Consider the following 14,419-nt stretch of genomic DNA (forward strand, 5'->3'; position numbering starts at 1 on the left):
GAGCCTATCCCCGTAGCACAAGCACCAGGTTCGAAACCGCGAACTCACGGAGGACGGGCACGCGCGAAAGCCACCACGCCCAGTGCGGGTGGTAGCGCGGGAAGGCGGTGAGCAAGCGGCCGGTCGATTCCGCCCACTTGAGCCCCTCGCGGGCCGAGACCGCAAACAGGGAGGTCCCCCACACGTTCTTGGGCGGTCTTCCGTGTGTGCGCTCGTAGCGGCGGCGTGCGAACTCGCCACCGACGTAGTGCTCCCATAGCCCCGTTTCGTGGCCGCCGAAGGGGCCCAGCCATACGGTGTAGGACAGCACGACCAGGCCGCCGGGTTTGACCACGCGCAGCATTTCCTCGCCCATGGCGCGCCAGTTGGGGTTGTGTTCGGCCACGTTGGAGGAGTACACGAGATCGAAGGTGTCGTCGGCAAAGGGCAGGTGCGCCCCCTCGCCGCGCACCGCGCCGTAGCCGGAAAGCCCCGCGGCAGACAGTTCGGAGACGTCTGGCTCCATGCCGACGTAGAAGGTGTCGGCAAAGGCGTCGGCGAAGTAGCCAGGCCCGCCGCCGACGTCCAACACCGAAGTGCCAGCGAGGCCGGACATGCTGGTGGTGTCCTGCCACAGGGCGTCGAGAAGCGAGCGGGTATCGCGCGCCAAGCCGGAGTAGAACACGGCGGGGCGGAATTGCTCGTAGACAAACGAGCGCAACAGGCGCAGCGAACGTGTCAACGTGGCAAGCCGGCGGGTACGGTACATAGCAATGAAGATACTGCTGATGTGCTGGCGCGACTCCACCCACCCACAGGGCGGCGGAAGCGAACGCTACCTGGAACGCGTCGGCGAGTCCCTCGCGGCGCAGGGCCACGAGGTCATTTTCCGCACCTCGAGTCACACGGATGCGCCACGGCGCAGCACTCGTGGCGGCATTCGCTTCGAGCGCGCCGGCGGCAAATACGGCGTGTACGTGCTTGCGCCGCTATCCATCTGGCGCAACCGGCCGGATGTGATTGTGGATACGCAGAACGGGATCCCGTTTTTCGCACGCCTGTGTACGCGGCGGCCGGTTGTGCTGCTCACGCATCACTGCCACAAGGATCAGTGGCCGGTGGCGGGCCCGATTATCGGGCGGTTGGGCTGGTTTTTGGAGTCCAAGGTGGCGCCGCGGGTGTATCGGGGTGCGCGGTACGTGACGGTGGGGGAGGCGTCGAGAAGCGATCTGATCGGGCTCGGCGTGGCGGCGAGCGACATCGCGATCGTGGAAAACGGTGTGGACCCGATCCCAGACGCGCTGCCCGTGGTGCCGGAGGACGGGAAGGTGCACGTGGTGACCCTGTCGCGGCTGGTGCCGCACAAGCGCATCGAGCACGCGATTGACGCGGTCGCTGGTCGCGAAGATGTGGTGTTAGACATCATCGGTTCCGGCTGGTGGGAGGATCGCTTGCGCGAATACGCGGCGGGCCGGCCCGAGATCCGCTTCCACGGGCACGTCAACGACGCCTACAAGCACGCCCTGCTCTCACGTGCGGCGCTGCACCTCATGCCGAGCGCGAAGGAGGGGTGGGGCATCGCGGTCGTGGAGGCCGCGGCGCACGGCGTGCCGACTGTCGGCTACCGCAGCGCCGGCGGGGTCAACGACTCCATCATCGATGGGGAAACTGGCGTGCTCGTGGACACGAAGGCGCAGTTCAGCCAGGTAGTGGAGCGCCTGCTTGCCGACGCCACCCTACGACACCGCCTCGGCGCCGCCGCCAAAGCGCGCGCGGGCGAGTACTCGTGGGAGGCGACCGGGGCGAAGTTCGCCGCGGTACTGGATGATGTGGTGGGGCGCTAACGCAGCTCGGTGGACCAGTTCAGCTGCTGGATCTTCGTGTCCAGCTGGCGGTACTCCTTGGAGGCGGCGTCCGCCATCTTGCGCAGCGCGGCCGCATCCACGGTGGGCACGTAGCGCACCTCGGATCGCGAGTAGCGGTCCATGCGCTCGGTGGCGGAGTCTGCGACCGCGGAGTAGAAGCGGCCCGCGCGCACCAGCGCGTCGCGGCGCGCGATCGCGTCGGTCAGCGTGGCGTCGCCCTCAAAAGGCGTGACCGAGTTGGTGTGGTTGATGCGGCGCACCAGGACCTCAATCTGCTCCAGCACGTGCGCTGCCTCCTTGAGCAGCTCGGCCGGATCCTCGGCGGGCTCGTCTCCCTCCTGCACACGCGCCTGGTCAATCAGGCGGGAGCGCAGTTCGTCTAGGCGGTGCTGCGCCTCGGCGCGTTGTGCGAGTGCTTCTGCAAGCAACATGGTGGCCCCTTTCCTCCGGGTAAAAGGTATGCGTCCCCGTATCCCAACCCTCACGGGGCCCAGGGGCGGGCGCGCCTTCCAACACTTCGGTGATACTCAATTATGTGTGCGTTCCCTTTTCGGGAGTGCGCGTGTACTCGATGCAGGCCGGGTGCTCTGTTAGGGGGTAGCCCGTCGGCGAAGGGCCTGATCAGAGTCGCCAGCCATTGCCCGGGCTGACACGGGTCAGTGTTCGCTAAGACGCACGCCGCGGGTCCCGGGTGTTCCCGCTACCGACAGCATGATGCGCACAAGCATAACAAAAACGCGGCCGCTTCTCGCTGGGAGGAGGGGCCGCGGTTTGATAAAAACTTAGGCTGCGGTGGCCGGCCACAGGTTGCCGGAGCGCAGGCGGGCGCTCATCTCTGCCTCGACCAGGACCGGGATGAAGTGGTCCAGCGTTGCGCCATCGCGGTGGAGCTTCAGCACGTAGTCGAAGGCCTCGCCGATCTCATCGGCAGGGAACTCGTGCGACCACTCGGCGATGAGGTCCTCGCGGATGTTGCGGAGTGCGCGCTCGCGGATAATGGAAAAGTCGATGTTGTTGATGTCCTTCATGATGCTCTCCTTTGTTAAGTCTTTGAGTAGTTCCCCCGGACTACCGGGCATGTAACCCTGTGTTCATCTGAAGTTAACTTTAATGGTCGGACCTCGATAGTGCAAGGATGGCAATGATTGGGGTCAAGCATTAATTGGCAACGGCCAACTAAAATGGGTGAATGTGCAGGTAGGGGCGGTTTAGTGGTAACGGCGATTTTGTGAATAAAAATAGGAGTGAGTGTTGTTACTCTTGTGGTATGGCAAAGCTCGAAAGTAACCGCAGGGTAAACGGCGTCCCCTTAGCCGTCCTGATTGTGGCAACGGTGCTGGTGGTGCCTCTCGTAGGTGGATTTCGCCCCGATCCGTTCAGCTGGATTCTGCTGGCACTCTTCGCCGGGTACGCTTTCTTCTACGCTCGCATCACCCTGCACGTGCGGGTAGATGACACAGCGCTGCACGTACGCCTCGCAGGGCGCGAAACCGCAATTCCGCTTCGCCGCATCACCAGTGTTGACGAGGTAGGGCCGCAGCCGAGCGTGTGGGCCTGGCTCTTCTCCCCACCACACTTAAGTGGTCCTCGCGAGGTCGACGGCGCTGAGTGCTACTCCGTCGGCGGCCCGACAGTACGCATCAACACCCTAGACGGTGACTACGCCGTTTCCGTGCGTGAGCCTGGGACTTTCGCCGACGAGCTCCGCGAGCGTCTTAACGCAACGAGCGCGTAGCTTAACGCAACGAGCGCGTAGGCCAGCGCCGCCAAGTACCCCGCGAAAAGTACTAGCCCCACCGGCGGCAGGCCGCGCGCGGGCGCGCCCGTGTCCAGCACGCGCCCGTCCGGGTAGACCACCAACCCCACCTCGAGCTCACGCAACCGCGCCGCATCGACCGGCTCCTGCGAGATGACCTCGTGCGCCGCGCGCCACCGGGGTGAGGGCGGGTCGACGAGTGCGCCGTCGACAAGCAGGGCCCCGGACTCCACCACATTCATGAGCTTCGGCGCGGGATCCACCGTCGGCTCGCCGCGCACGAGCGTCAACGGGGTGCGCTCGGCGAAAAACACATCCCGGCCCGCATGCGCGACAACCGGGGTATCCACCGCAACTGGCCGCAGCTTCTCGACGCTCACCGCACCGTCCGGCACCTGCAACAGCGCACACGCAAGCGCGGCCGCAGCGCGACGCGGGGTCAGCGCCCCCGCCGCTGCAACGAAGGCCGGGATAGCGAGGATGAGCCACTTCTGCGCGTCGCGGACAAGGCCGCCGCCCGGCACGTGCGTGACGATCGGCTCGCTCACACCCGCCCAGGACGCGAGCGCGACCGCAAAACCCACCCCGGCCAGGGCCAGCCAGCGCCGCGGGACCGCGCGCCAGCCCAGCGCGAGCAGCACGAACAGCGGGATGCCGAAGAGGGCGAAGCCGGTCGCGCGTGATGCCGGCACCGCCGCTGAGTTCCAGATACCGCCCAGGCCCATGAGCGCCCCGAGCGTGCCCACGTGCTGCTCCGCCCGTGGCGCAAACGCGGCGGCACTCTCGGCAGTAGCGGTCCCGCCCCCGGCGGCGAGCGCGCCCGCGACCATCCACGGGGCGCAGGCCAGCACCGCGACAACCGCGCCTACCCGGTTGCGCACGAAGCAGGCCGAAGCGAGCGCGCCAGTCGGCGTCAGCGAGGCCGCCCACTGCGCCAGCGGGCCCGACCGCCCGCCGAGCGCGACCAAGGGGACAAGCCACGCCGCCGCGGCGAGCGACCACTGGCCTTGCAGCAGGCGCTCGATGACGAAGGGGTTCCACACCGCCACCGTCATCGCCGCCGCCTTGCCCAGCGTGTGGGTGCCCAGCCGGTAGCCAGCAAACGCTGCAGTGCAAGCCGAACCGATGAGTAGCGCGCGAACGAAAAGGACTGGGAACGGTAGGACGCCGAGCAGCGCGTCCTGCGGCACGTTGCGGGCCGGCAGATCGCCAAAGCCGAGGGAGGCGCGGGTGAGCGCCATGTCGGGCAGCACCATCATGTCGCGCAGTGCAAAGGCCTCGCCCGGCAGGAGAAATGGCCAGGTCAGCCCCACGACGAGCAGGGCACCGTAGGCGGACAGCAGGTAGCTACGCGCGCCGCGCAAGGAGCACCAACGCCCAAATCAGGGCAACCACGGCGATCAGCCGGGTCACCAACGCCATGATTTGCAGGCCCCGCAACCAGGCGACTTTTCCGCGTGCCGTGTCGACCGCATCCGACTTGGAAGCCTCGCTCAGTGTCCAGACGCCGGAGGGGAGGGACCACGATTCGTCGAGAAGCATGCCGGTGCGGCGCTCCACATTGACGGTGCGCTGGGCATCGTCGGGAAGCGTGGCGCGGTACTGGTAGGTCTCCAACCCACCCACCGAGCCCGGGCCGAGGTAATCGAGCGGCACCGTGCTCTGCGAGCGCGGGTCGAAGTAGGGGTACGAGCGGCGCTCCGGGCGATACGGCAGGTACACGCCGACGCCGTGGCGATCCTTCTCCGGAAACGCGGTGGTCGGGTTGATCTGGAAGGCGTCGGTGTACGCCTCGGGCCCATCCTGCTCGGTGGTGAGCGTGTAGACGTCCTTCTTCTTTCCCGTATCCGGGTCCTGCGTGGTGGACTTTTCCAGCACGGTGGTGCGCGTGAACTGTTGGCCTTCGGGGCCGCTGAAGCTCATCGAGTGTGTGCCCGTCTCGAGCGGGCGCTGGTAGGCGATGACGATGGGGGAGGCAACGTTGCACGCCAGCGCGACAACCAGAATGCCGGCGGCGCACGCCAGTTTGCGCTTCTTTACAATGTCCACATCGAACAGCTCACCGAAACCCACACCAGAAACTCTAACCTACTGCCAGAACTCGAGGGCCTGCGTGGCGTCGCCGCCCTCGGGATCCTCACCACGCACGTCGCCTTCCAAACCGCGAATGATTCGCCGCTGCTCGCGCGCTTCGACTACTTCGTCGCCGTGTTCTACGCGCTCTCCGCGTTCGTGCTTGCCCGCCGCGGTCCGCGGCCCGGCTACTTCGCGCGGCGCGCAGCCCGGATTGTGCCCGCGTACGTGGTGTGCGTGGCGGTCGTGCTGCTGGCGTTGCCCGCGCTGAGTGGGGTAGGCGCTGCTCAAGCGGTGGCGAACCTGCTCATGGTGCAGATCTACGTGCCCGATGGGCTGATCGCCGGGCTGACCCAGTTGTGGTCGCTGTGCGTGGAGGTGGCCTTTTACCTGGTCTTGCCGCTGTACCTGGCTTTTCGTGGGCGAGCGTGCTGGCTGGTGCTCGCCGCCAGCGTGGTGGTGGGATTGGTGTGGCCGTGGGCGATCGCACCCCTTTCCGACCCCGAAGTGGTCAACCTGCAAATCTGGCCGCCGTCCTATACTCCCTGGTTCGCCGTCGGGCTCGTCTGCGCGGAACTCGAGCGCGCCGGCGTGCGCTACCGCGGGCCGCGCTGGCCGTTCCCGCTGCTGGCCATGCCCGTGGCGTGGGTGGCCGGTGTCGTCGGCCCGGAGGGACTTACCCACCCCACCCCGGCCGAGTTCAACGTGCGTGTCCTGCTCGGTGCCTGCTTCGCCGCCCTGTTCGTCGCCCCTTACGCGCTCGGGCCGCGCGAGCACGGCACGCTCCTATCTTCGCGGCCGGCGCTACTTAGCGGCCGCTGGTCCTATTCCGTATTCCTGTGGCACATGGCGGTGCTCGACCTGGTCTTTCCCGTGCTTGGGGTGCCCGTCTTCGGCGGCAACTTCGCACTCGTCCTGGCGGTGACGGCGGCCGCGAGCCTGGTCGTCGGCTATATCTCCTACGAACTCGTGGAGGTGCCCGGCGCGCGGCTGGTGCGCGCGGTGCTGGCAAGGCGATCCTCTTCCCGGTCCGGCCACGCCAGGATCGCCACCGCGAAGCAGCCGATAACCGGCAGCAGCGTCGAGCCCGCATAGCTTGCCGACGGCCACGGGGCCCGCGCCAGCACCAGCCCGGAAACCACCAACGCGCCCGAGGACAGCCAGCTGGCCCGCAGGAGCGTGAAGCGGCGGATCGCCCACGCGGACACCACCGCGACCAGTCCGGCGACGGGGCCGGCGGCGACGGCGGCGAGCAGCGGCGCGGCACGCCCGAGGCGGGGCAGCTCCGGCGGCGCGAAGGGGTCGTCGGTACGCCTGCGCACGACAATGAGCAGGCAGGCCAGCGCCACCAGCACGGAAAACGCGCCGCCGACGAGCAGCGAGTATCGGTACGCCGCCTCGCCGGCGAAGTGCATGCGGAACTCGCCGGCAGTGCCGGCGGGCAGGGTGAAGGCCTGGGTTGCGGCGTCGATACGCGTGGGCTCGAGCGCTTGACCGCCGACGGTGGCGCGTAGGCCCTCGTTGAAGGCGCGGGTGGTGATGATGGTGCGCGGGTGGTCGGCGGGCGCGATCGTGGCGGGCAGCGCCTCCCACGCGGCGGTGGGCACGCGGTCGCGGGAAAGCGTGATCGTCTCGCGGCGGGTGGCAAGTTCGTGCGTGCCTGCGGGTAGTTCGACGCTGCCTGCCGCGTGGCGGGTGCCGTCGATGGTGGCGGGCGCATCCAGGTGCCACGTGGCGTCGGTGGCGGTGGTGAAGCGACGCTGGATGACTTGCATGTCGGGGAAGTGGCGCTGGAAGAAGTAGGTATCTGCGGTGCCCTCGACCTCGACGATGCGGGATAGGCCTGCGTCTATCTCGGCGATGCCGACTCGCTCGCTCAGCGCGATGCGCGTGGTGCCGGGGGCGTGGATGGTGCGCGGCTCGCCCGCCACCAGGGTGACGCGGCGCTCGGGCCCGCCGGAAAGCTTCACGACGGTATCCCGCGTGGCGGTAATCGTCAGCCGCTCAGCCACGGGCGGGACCTCGATCCACGCGTCGCGATCACCCGGCGCGGGCCACCACGCGGTCTCAGTCAAACCGTCGAAGGCGCTGGTCAGCGACGCGCCGGGCACCGCGCCTCCGAACGCGCCCGCGTCCGCCGCCGAGGAGGAGGCGCGCACTTTTCCGCCGTCTTCGGCCACGGCTACGCGCGTGCCCGCCGAGGGGTAGTCGGGCAGCCGGTTGCCCACATGCCCGCCCTCGCCCGCAGCAAGGTGCGCGGATTGCGCGCCGGAAAGCGTGCCGTAGTTGCGCTCGGCGAGCGCGGGGGTGTCGGTGATGATGTCGGGCTGCGCCTGCGTTTCGACGAGCCGCGCCGGAAAATACCCGTACTTGGCCCACAGCAGCGGCAGGACCTCGCCGCCGCCGTCGACGGTGACCGGTTCGGCGTCGGTGAGCATGGCGTCGCGGGTTGGCTCGAGCATGTAGATGTCGACGCCGCTGCCAGAATCTCCGCGGAAGCTGGCGGCTGGCTCGCCCAGGTTGCGCGCGGCGAGGTCGGCGGCGTGTGGATTGGCGCCGTCGAGGTCGTGGCGGACGACGACCGCGCCGACGCCGATGGCGCGCAACGCCTCCGGATCGACCGCGCGGACCTGCCCGTCGAGACCGCGAATGGCCTCCGGGTCGGCCAGGGGCACGGCGTCGCGGAAGGCGAAGCGGGCACTGGTCAGCGCCTGGATCGGCTCATCACGGGTCCACCCCCAGTCCTGGCGGGCGAAAGAGGAGGCGGGCACGACGAGGGTGCGGGTACCGGCGGCGTGCTCGTCGAGCCACTGGCCCGCGGCAACCCACTGCGGGGACATCTCGGTCCAGGTGCCTTCCGGCAGGAGGCGCAGCGACCAGGCCGGGGCCACGGCGACCGCAACGCTCAGCACCACGCCAGCGGCCCGGGGGCGGTCGACGCGGGCGAGCAGGTGGCCCACGCCCATGGCCAGCGGCAGGCGAACGAGCGGGTCGAACTTGTGGAGGTTACGGAAGGGGGCGAGTGGGCCGTCGAAAAGCGGGGCGAAAAAGTGCGCCGAGCACAGCAGCGCGAACCCGCAGGCGAGCATGACAACCCACACCCCGCGCCACGGGGTGCTGCGGCGAGAAAGGCCGGCCAGGCCGAAGGCGGCGATGAGCGCGGTGGCCAGCACGAAGACGGGTTCGCCGACGAGCAAGACGCCGGCGGTGCGCTCCGTGTCTACAAACGGGGCCCAGCTGGTGGTGCCGCGCAGCACCTCGATCGGGTTGAGCCAGGCGGTGGTGACGGCGGCGGATTCGATGAACTCGGTAAACGGTGGTGAGTAGCGGCCGAGTACGAGCAGCGGGCCGATCCACCACACCGAGGCCGCCGACGCGCCCAGGGCAAAGCGCGCGGCCTGGGCGTAGGCGCGACGGCACACAAGCCAGAGCAACGCGGGCAGGCAGGCGGCGATGGTGGCGGTGGCGTTGACCGCGCCCATCGCCGCGACGGCCAGGACGGCACCTGCGACACGCGGGCGGGCGCGGGTCAGCGGGATGAGCGTCCACGGCACGAGCGCGACCGGCCAGGCTTCCGAAGAGATGGCGGTAAGCGTGGTGAGGATGCGCGGCGAGAGCGCGTACAGCGCGGCGGCGCTGACCTGCGGGAGCGTCCCGCGGACACCGGTGCGGCGCGCGAGGAGAAGCGCGCCCGAGTACGCCAGGCACACAAGGAGCGTCCACCACGCGCGCTGCGCGATCCACTCCGGTACCCCTATGACGTGTGTGAGCAGGAAAAACGGGCCTTGCGGGAAGAGGTAGCCGTAGGCCTGGTTCTGCACCTGCCCCAGGGGGAATTCGTCGGTGTATGCGTGGGTAGCGCGGGCGAGGAAGCGCGCCGGGTCCACGAACAGGTTGAGCTTGGTGTCCGCCGCCACCTCTCCTGGCGGCTGGCAAAACGCGGTGAAGGCGAGCAGCAGCCAGCCAACGACGTGTGCGCGCAAGGGCTACTCCCGGGAGCCGTACTCCGGTCCGCCGAGCACGGCCTCGTCCGCCGCAACGGATCCGCCCTGCGGTACCGTGCTCTGCCCAGATACCGACGCCACGCCAATGACGCCGACGACCCCCAGGATCACTCCGACGACCGCGGAGGCGAGCACCGGGTTCGCCGCACGGCGCGGCAACGACGCTGGCAGGTGCAATACTCGGTGGGGCATAGGCGGAAGTCTACCAGCAGGACTACACTAGTAGCGTTTTCGCAGAATGAGGAAGGGGGTGTGTCCGTGGCACGAGTAGCTATCGGTGGCGTCGTCGCGATGTTGGTGCTCGCCCTGAGCGCGTGCGCCCCGAGCGAAGACACGCAGCCTGCGTCCCCGCAGGTCGCGCCCCCACCCCAGGTTGCGTCACCCGCCCCGCCGCCGGTGCCGGCGGCACCCCAAAGCCCCGCAGCGCAGCGCGTGCCGAAGGACCTGCGGGCGAAAGTCGCCTCGCTCATGGTGGTGGGCGTCTCCAATGAGCGGCAGGCACGCGCGGCGCTGGACCAGGGCGTTGGCGGGCTGATCATCCCCAGCTGGGCGGACCCGGCGCTGCTGACTGCAGAGGGGCACAACATCGATGCGCTGCGCGACGAGTACCACCACCCGTTTTCGGTGGCCATCGACTTCGAGGGCGGGCGCGTGCAGCGCCACACCGAGGTCCTGGGCCAGTTCATGGCCCCGCGCGCGCTTGCTACCCACCCGCCCGAGGTAATCCAGGGCACCGGCTACGACATTGGGCGCTCGCTGCGTACCCGCGGCGTGAACGTGGATTACGCGCCGCTGTTGGACTTGGACATCACCGAGCTCGCCATCGTGGGCGATCGCGCCTTCAGCGGCAGCCCCGACGAGGTCGTACGGGTTGGCTCGCTGTTCGCGCAAGGGCTTGTCGACGCCCACGTGACCCCCACCTTCAAGCACTTCCCCGGCCACGGGCGTGCCTCCGGCGATACGCACCACACGCTCGCCGTCACCCCGCCGCTCGACCAGGTACGGGCGCTGGACATGCGCCCCTTCGGCCCACTGCTGTCCCGCTTCCCGCGCGCCAGCGTGATGATGGGGCACATGATCGTGCCCGGGATGGGACCCGAGGGAGTGCCCAGCTCTTTGAACCCGGAGGCCTACCGCATTCTGCGCGAGGGCGACTACCCGGGCGGAGTGCCCTTCGGCGGCGTGGTGGTCACCGATGACCTCTCCGGCATGCGGGGCATCTTGGACTACGCACCGACCCCGGAAGCAGTCAAGCGCGCGATTGCCGCAGGGGCTGACCAGGCCCTGTGGTCCTCCGGGGCGGACGTACCGCACATCATTGACGTGGTGGTTGCAGCCGTGGAAACCGGGGAGCTTCCTGAGTCGCGCGTGGACGAGGCGGCCGTGCGCACCCAGCAGCAGCTGCTCAACGTCGGGCTGTAATGCCTGGCTGTGCGCCTTGACTGTGTACCCTATGTGAGGTGAGTACTTCCCATCGGCAAAAGTCTCGGGGCCGTGCGGGCACGATCGTGCTCGGCGCGGTTCTCGGCCTGCTCGCAGTCGTGGTGGCTATCTACCTCGCGGATCTAGCGCTCAACCGCGGCAACGTTCCGCGCGGCACCACCGTCGGCGGCGTGGCCATCGGCGGGATGGCTCCCGATGATGCACGCGATCGTCTCGAAGCAGAGCTCGGCGGGGTAGCGGACACACCGGTGGAGATTAGCGCGGCTACGCAGCGCGCGCAGCTCGTGCCCACCCGCGCGGGCCTCGGCATTGATTGGCAGGCGACGGTGGACGACGCGGGCATCCAGTCGGCCAACCCCATCCCTCGCCTGGTGGGGCTGTTCCGCACGCACGAGGTAGAGGTACGCAGCAGCGTCGACGAGGGCAAGCTCGGCCCGGAGTTGCAACGCGTCAAGGATGAGCTCTACCTCGCACCGAAAGACGGTGCCATCCAGATCCAAGGCGGCAAGGCCGAGGTCAAAGACCCCGAGCTTGGACAAGAGGTCGACCCCGGTGTACTGCGCGAGGCGGTCACGAGCGACTGGCTCGACCCGGACGGGGTAGAGGTGGAGCCGAAGCCGGTGCAGCCCGCGATCAACGATGAAGTGATCAAGGAAGCGATGGAGGACCCGGTCAAGACCGCGCTTTCCGGCCCGCTCAAGGTCAACGGCCGCGAGGATGCCACCGCGGTCATCCCCACCGAGCGCATGGGCGAAGTCGTGCAATTTGCCAACGTCGACGGGACGATTGTCCCCGAGGTACACCGTGAGGTCGCGGGCGCGATCCTGGGGGAGACGCTCGATGCTACCCAGACTGAAATGCATAACGCCCGCGTGCTCGAAGGTGGCGGTATTGAGCCCTCCACCGACGGCATCGCCGTGGACTGGGACGCCACCTTCGAAGGCTTCGAGGATCGCCTCCTGCGAGACGGCGAGCGAACCTGGGACGCCGACTACACACCAGTGCCAGCAGACTTCACTACCGAGGAAGCCGAAAACGCCACCTTCGACCAGGAGGTCAGCTCCTTTTCCACTGGTGGGTTCTCCGGGGCATCCGGCACCAACATCGCGCTCGTGGCCCAGACCGTCAACGGCGCGATCGTCAACCCCGGCGAGACCTTCTCGCTCAACGGCTACACCGGCCCGCGCGGCACGGCGCAGGGGTACGTGGAATCCGGCATCATCATCAACGGGCGCTCCGGTATGGCCGTCGGCGGCGGCATCTCCCAGTTCGCCACCACCTTGTACAACGCCGCCTACTTCGGCGGGATGACGGACATCGCGCACACACCGCACTCCTACTACATCTCCCGTTACCCGGCAGGCCGCGAAGCCACCGTCTACGAGGGCGCGATCGATTTGCAGTTCCGCAACGATTCGCCCACCCCGGTGCGCATCCAAACTGGTGTGAGCGGCGGCGAGATTACCGTGCGCCTGATGGGCGTCAAGCACGTCAACGTGGAATCCGCCAACGGCGGGCGCTGGGCGCAAACGCAGCCCAACACCGTCAACGCGGCCGGCCCGGGCTGCATCCCGTCGAGCGGCGCGCCGGGCTTTACCACCTCGGATACGCGCAGCATCTACGACCTTTCGGGCAACCTGATCGACCAGGAGACGCAGACCACGGTCTACGACCCCGAGCCGATTGTGAAGTGCGGCTAGCCCTCCTCAGCCCACGGGATACGCGGCGGGGTGTGTTCTCCACGCGCGCGGGTCAATCCCCACAGGGTGAGTTCGGTGAGCAGCGGGTCACGCTCCATGAGTGCGTGGCGCGGAGCGTACCCGCCGTAGGCTTCGGCGACGTCGATGTTGGCCACGTCTGCTCCGTCAACCGCCGTGAGCATTGAGGTCGCATTCGGCGTGACCAGCACGTCCGCCGGCGAGTAGAGGGACGTGTACACGATGCCCGGGTAGGTATCCGGCACGTTGAGGTGGGTGCGCACCCACGGGGAGTCGGCCAACTGCTGGATCACTCCAGGTGAAGCCAGCGCGGAGGCAGCCCGCGGGTACCGAGTAATCAGCGGCGCGAATCGTGCAGCCCGCCCGCGCACGTCGGTGCCGTGGAAGTTTGCGCCCAATGCGACCACGCGACGCACCTTGTCGGCACCCCCGTTGGCAATGAAGAGCTTGGTCATCAGCCCACCCTGCGAGTGCGCGACAATGTCGAGTTTCTCGGCCCCGGTGTGCTCAAGCACGTGGTCGGCGTTGGCGTGGACGTCTTCGATGATGCTGTCCAAATTGCCCATACCGTAGAAACCGGGGGCAAACATGTCGCCATAGTCGTAGCCCCACACCCAAAAGCCCTCGTCGCGGAGGCGCTCCGCGTTGGGGCGGAAGGCCCGATAACGGCTGGTGACCCCATGGATATAGAGCACCGGGGTCTGCCGGGTGGGCTCGAAATCAGGGTCGTTGAACGGCAGCGGGGGCCGCTTGCGCACAGCCTGCACGGCACCGAGCGCTGCCGATCCGGCAATCATCATCGTGGCGAGCTTCATGCCTTCACAGCTTATGCGAGCTGGTAGGGTGAGTAACAGGATCACGAAGTCCGACGCGCCCGTATCTGGGTACGGCCTCCCGGCCTGTCGGCTGGCAACCGCGCTGTTCGCGCACGGTGCCCCCGGGAGAAGATCTGTCGGCGTTTGCACACTGCACGCCGAAAGCGCGAGAATTTCAAGGAGAGCCTCATGGCACCCGTACCCAACGGCCCCGATGCATGGGTCCCGGCCACAATCGACAACATCAACGGCATCACGCTGACATTTGCCGCAGGAGGCGAGCTGCACGTCCGCGTCTTCGACACCCCGCTCGACGCCCTCGACGCGCTACGACGCGTGGGTCCGAACTTCACCTATTCCCCCGAGCGCAACCAGCTGCGCTCGAGCGAGACCGGCAAGATCGTTTCACTGCCGGCGCCGTCTGCAACGAGTGCGCCTGCCGATCACACGGGCTGCCAGCTTGTCGCCTCGGGCCACCGGCCCCACTGGATCCCGGTCATGCGGGCGATCAATTCCCGCGAGGACGGCGGTTGGAAGGCTGTCGAGGTCCTGCAGGTCGAGGGCACGAAAGTGACCTTCGCAACCGACGGTGGCGTGGTGCAGGGATGGTTCCACGACCCGCAGCTGCTCATGGCGGCAACGCGCTACCACCCGAAATGGCACGTGCTCCAGTCCGCTTCCGGTGCCGTGGCTGTGCTGGCGCACGAGGCGATCGGTGCGTGCCGGGCGTGACGGGCGTGCGTGGGTAAATGCTTAGGTAAATGGA

General features: G+C 68.0%; 13 protein-coding genes, 1 pseudogene and 1 riboswitch. Of the genes and pseudogenes, 6 read left to right on the forward strand and 8 right to left on the reverse strand.

From position 1 onward, the window contains the following. Window positions 1–4 precede the first annotated feature (4 nt). Window positions 5–748 (reverse strand): class I SAM-dependent methyltransferase, encoded by a 744-nt coding sequence (locus tag M3G14_RS09635; protein ID WP_259926320.1) that lies wholly within the window; start codon window positions 746–748, stop codon window positions 5–7. A 4-nt stretch (window positions 749–752) separates the two neighbouring features. On the opposite strand from M3G14_RS09635, the gene M3G14_RS09640 reads away from it, so the two are divergent. Beyond that, the gene (locus tag M3G14_RS09640; protein ID WP_259926321.1) at window positions 753–1,823 is read left to right on the forward strand and encodes a glycosyltransferase family 4 protein; all 1,071 of its coding nucleotides are present in this window, start codon (window positions 753–755) and stop codon (window positions 1,821–1,823) included. On the opposite strand, the gene M3G14_RS09645 is transcribed toward M3G14_RS09640, so the two are convergent. Together M3G14_RS09645 and M3G14_RS09650 are read right to left on the reverse strand one after the other, a co-directional pair. Further along, on the reverse strand, window positions 1,820–2,275 hold the full coding sequence (locus M3G14_RS09645; protein ID WP_259926322.1) for a DIP1984 family protein: 456 nt from the start codon (window positions 2,273–2,275) through the stop codon (window positions 1,820–1,822). The genes M3G14_RS09640 and M3G14_RS09645 overlap by 4 nt on opposite strands. Before the next feature lie 351 nt (window positions 2,276–2,626). After that, window positions 2,627–2,872: a three-helix bundle dimerization domain-containing protein gene (locus M3G14_RS09650; protein ID WP_259926323.1), complete on the reverse strand. Its 246-nt coding sequence runs from the start codon at window positions 2,870–2,872 to the stop codon at window positions 2,627–2,629. A 239-nt stretch (window positions 2,873–3,111) separates the two neighbouring features. On the opposite strand from M3G14_RS09650, the gene M3G14_RS09655 reads away from it, so the two are divergent. Further along, window positions 3,112–3,579: a hypothetical protein gene (locus M3G14_RS09655; RefSeq protein WP_259926324.1), complete on the forward strand. Its 468-nt coding sequence runs from the start codon at window positions 3,112–3,114 to the stop codon at window positions 3,577–3,579. Here M3G14_RS09655 and M3G14_RS09660 read toward each other — a convergent pair. After that, window positions 3,504–4,964: a hypothetical protein gene (locus M3G14_RS09660; protein ID WP_259926325.1), complete on the reverse strand. Its 1,461-nt coding sequence runs from the start codon at window positions 4,962–4,964 to the stop codon at window positions 3,504–3,506. The two genes, M3G14_RS09655 and M3G14_RS09660, sit on opposite strands and share 76 nt — an antisense overlap. Further along, window positions 4,948–5,523, reverse strand: coding sequence for a DUF3068 domain-containing protein (locus M3G14_RS09665; protein ID WP_259926326.1), 576 nt, complete (start codon window positions 5,521–5,523; stop codon window positions 4,948–4,950). Before M3G14_RS09665 ends, M3G14_RS09660 begins: the two co-directional genes overlap by 17 nt. Window positions 5,524–5,526: 3 nt before the next feature. Here M3G14_RS09665 and M3G14_RS09670 point away from each other — a divergent pair. Next, window positions 5,527–6,570 (forward strand): annotated as a pseudogene (locus M3G14_RS09670) (acyltransferase family protein); the annotation flags it as partial. 62 nt (window positions 6,571–6,632) lie between these two features. On the opposite strand, the gene M3G14_RS11655 reads toward M3G14_RS09670, so the two are convergent. Both M3G14_RS11655 and M3G14_RS09680 read right to left on the reverse strand, forming a co-directional pair. Then, on the reverse strand, window positions 6,633–9,656 hold the full coding sequence (locus tag M3G14_RS11655; protein ID WP_311201365.1) for an alpha-(1->3)-arabinofuranosyltransferase family protein: 3,024 nt from the start codon (window positions 9,654–9,656) through the stop codon (window positions 6,633–6,635). A gap of 3 nt (window positions 9,657–9,659) precedes the next feature. Continuing rightward, entirely contained in the window at window positions 9,660–9,869 is a 210-nt protein-coding gene (locus M3G14_RS09680; RefSeq protein WP_259926328.1) for a DUF2613 domain-containing protein, read from the reverse strand. Between the two features lie 66 nt (window positions 9,870–9,935). Here M3G14_RS09680 and M3G14_RS09685 point away from each other — a divergent pair, with 66 nt between their 5' ends. Both M3G14_RS09685 and M3G14_RS09690 read left to right on the forward strand, forming a co-directional pair. Continuing rightward, entirely contained in the window at window positions 9,936–11,099 is a 1,164-nt protein-coding gene (locus tag M3G14_RS09685) for a glycoside hydrolase family 3 N-terminal domain-containing protein (protein ID WP_259926329.1), read from the forward strand. A gap of 38 nt (window positions 11,100–11,137) precedes the next feature. After that, window positions 11,138–12,820, forward strand: coding sequence for a VanW family protein (locus tag M3G14_RS09690; protein ID WP_259926330.1), 1,683 nt, complete (start codon window positions 11,138–11,140; stop codon window positions 12,818–12,820). On the opposite strand, the gene M3G14_RS09695 is transcribed toward M3G14_RS09690, so the two are convergent. Next, a complete protein-coding gene (locus M3G14_RS09695) occupies window positions 12,817–13,653 on the reverse strand; it encodes a triacylglycerol lipase (RefSeq protein ID WP_259926331.1) in 837 nt (278 codons plus the stop codon). The genes M3G14_RS09690 and M3G14_RS09695 overlap by 4 nt on opposite strands. Window positions 13,654–13,692: 39 nt before the next feature. After that, a riboswitch (SAM riboswitch) is annotated at window positions 13,693–13,826 on the forward strand. A gap of 16 nt (window positions 13,827–13,842) precedes the next feature. Here M3G14_RS09695 and M3G14_RS09700 point away from each other — a divergent pair. Further along, a complete protein-coding gene (locus M3G14_RS09700) occupies window positions 13,843–14,385 on the forward strand; it encodes a hypothetical protein (protein WP_259926332.1) in 543 nt (180 codons plus the stop codon). The last annotated feature ends 34 nt before the right edge of the window (window positions 14,386–14,419 follow it).

The sequence above is a fragment of the Corynebacterium sp. p3-SID1056 genome (genome assembly GCF_025152525.1).
Taxonomy (GTDB): Bacteria; Actinomycetota; Actinomycetes; order Mycobacteriales; family Mycobacteriaceae; genus Corynebacterium.

Coding starts and splice junctions, on each gene's coding strand:
- M3G14_RS09655 (WP_259926324.1), top strand. CDS start 3,112: ATGGCAAAGCTCGAAAGTAACCGCAGGGTAAACGGCGTCCCCTTAGCC.
- M3G14_RS09695 (WP_259926331.1), bottom strand. CDS start 13,653: ATGAAGCTCGCCACGATGATGATTGCCGGATCGGCAGCGCTCGGTGCC.
- M3G14_RS09650 (WP_259926323.1), bottom strand. CDS start 2,872: ATGAAGGACATCAACAACATCGACTTTTCCATTATCCGCGAGCGCGCA.
- M3G14_RS09645 (WP_259926322.1), bottom strand. CDS start 2,275: ATGTTGCTTGCAGAAGCACTCGCACAACGCGCCGAGGCGCAGCACCGC.
- M3G14_RS09680 (WP_259926328.1), bottom strand. CDS start 9,869: ATGCCCCACCGAGTATTGCACCTGCCAGCGTCGTTGCCGCGCCGTGCG.
- M3G14_RS09640 (WP_259926321.1), top strand. CDS start 753: ATGAAGATACTGCTGATGTGCTGGCGCGACTCCACCCACCCACAGGGC.
- M3G14_RS09665 (WP_259926326.1), bottom strand. CDS start 5,523: ATGAGCTTCAGCGGCCCCGAAGGCCAACAGTTCACGCGCACCACCGTG.
- M3G14_RS09635 (WP_259926320.1), bottom strand. CDS start 748: ATGTACCGTACCCGCCGGCTTGCCACGTTGACACGTTCGCTGCGCCTG.
- M3G14_RS09700 (WP_259926332.1), top strand. CDS start 13,843: ATGGCACCCGTACCCAACGGCCCCGATGCATGGGTCCCGGCCACAATC.